Origin of the sequence: Eilatimonas milleporae (genome assembly GCF_003688555.1) — a bacterium.
In the GTDB taxonomy this organism is placed as follows: Bacteria; Pseudomonadota; Alphaproteobacteria; order Sphingomonadales; family Kordiimonadaceae; genus Eilatimonas; species Eilatimonas milleporae.
Window position 1 is genome coordinate 1 of the sequence record NZ_REFR01000008.1, and the last position, 1653, is coordinate 1653.

The 1653-nt window shown below is 58.4% G+C and carries 1 protein-coding gene and 1 pseudogene; both read left to right on the forward strand.

Annotated features, from left to right (window positions below):
- Positions 1 to 77: 77 nt before the first annotated feature.
- Positions 78 to 838 (forward strand): IS5 family transposase gene (locus BXY39_RS00900; protein ID WP_121936964.1). Its coding sequence is split into 2 segments (ribosomal slippage): positions 78 to 414 and positions 414 to 838, totalling 762 coding nucleotides; the frame shifts between segments, so codons are not numbered across the junction.
- A gap of 89 nt (positions 839 to 927) precedes the next feature.
- A pseudogene (locus BXY39_RS00905) lies at positions 928 to 1653 on the forward strand (IS5 family transposase); the annotation flags it as partial.

Sequence of the window (1653 nt, forward strand, 5' to 3'; positions counted from 1 at the left end):
CTAGGCTCAGGACCCATAAATAGGGTTCACGGTGGGGCCTTTTTGTGATTCAAGCTCCTGGATGAAGGAGTTTGTTGATGAGGGATGGCTTTTTCTGGTTTTCGGAGGCGCAGTTCGCGCGGATTTCGCCGCATCTGCCGAGGGACACGCGGGGCGTTGCACGGGTTGACGACCGCCGGGTGATCTCCGGGATCGTGCATGTTCTGCAGAGCGGCGGCCGCTGGCGGGACGCGCCGCGTGATCTGTATGGCCCGCACAAGACGCTCTACAACCGCTTTGTGCGTTGGGCGGCGAAGGGGGTGTGGGCGGAGACTTTCCACGCGCTGGCGGTCGAGGACGGCCCGCCGGTGGTGCTGTTGATCGACAGTTCGGCGGTACGCGCCCATCGCTGTGCTGCCGGCGGTAAAGGGGCGTGCGCGCCCAAGCCATCGGCCGCAGTCGCGGCGGGCGCACCACCAAGATCCATGCGCTGAGTGATGGGGACTGTTGGCCGGTCGCCTTCATGCTGACGCCTGGTAATATGGCTGACTGCACCGCTGCGGAGGCCTTGATCGCACAGATGCCCGCCACCGGGCTGCTCCACGCCGACAAGAGCTATGACAGCGATCGCTTGTGCCGCCAAATCGAGACGCGCGGGGTCGCACCAAACATCCCGCCCAAGCGCAACCGCCGTTGGAAGCCCTGCTTCTCGCCCTTCCTCTACCGCTACCGCAATGCCATCGAACGCATGTTTAGCCGGCTCAAGGACTTCCGACGCATCGCAACCCGATACGACAAGCTCGCGCAGAACTTCCTCGCCGCTCTCCAACTCACCGCAACCGTCTGCTATTGGTTATGAAGGTGTTTAAGCCGTAGACTACTCATAAACGGGCTTCCCTCATACGCAGTTTGGTGCTTCAGTCCCTTGAGATGCTTAGGGAGTGAGTTTTGGTCCATCGATATGATCTAACAGACTTTGAATGGTCGGTGATTGGGCCGGTCCTGCCACAGAAATCGCGGGGCGTACCGCGCGTTGATGATAGGCGCCCCTTGGGCGGATTTACTTGGGCGCTATGGGCCACCAAGGACCTGCTATAATCGCTTCCGCCGCTGGATGAAAGCGGGCATCTGGGGCCAGATTATGGACGCAATCACAGATGCTTACGGTGGTGATGTACGGATGATTGATGGAACGAGTGTCCGGGTCCATCACTCCGCAGCCACTTTAAAAAAAGCCACCCAGATCGATGTCTTGGACGAAGCCGGGGCGGTCTTACAACGAAAATCCATGCTGTAACGGACGAAAACGGCTTGCCGGTCCGGTTGTCCATCACACCGGGCCAAACCCATGATTCTGTGGCGGCCGCTGAGCTGTTAAATGACTTGAGGGACGGGCAAATGGTTCTCGCAGACAAAGCCTATGATGCTGATTGGCTGCGATCCATGGTTATGGAGCAAGGGGCCTGGGCCAACATACCGCCCCGTTCCAACCGCAAAGATCCAGTCTGCTTCAGTCCATTCCTGTAGAAAGACCACAATGCCGTTGAGCGGTTCTTCAATAAGCTCAAATACTTCAGGCGTATTGCAACCCGATATGACAAACTGGGCTCCACCTTTCTGGCAATGGTGAAGATAGCCGCAATACGCCTGCGCTTGAGAGCTTATGAGCCTACA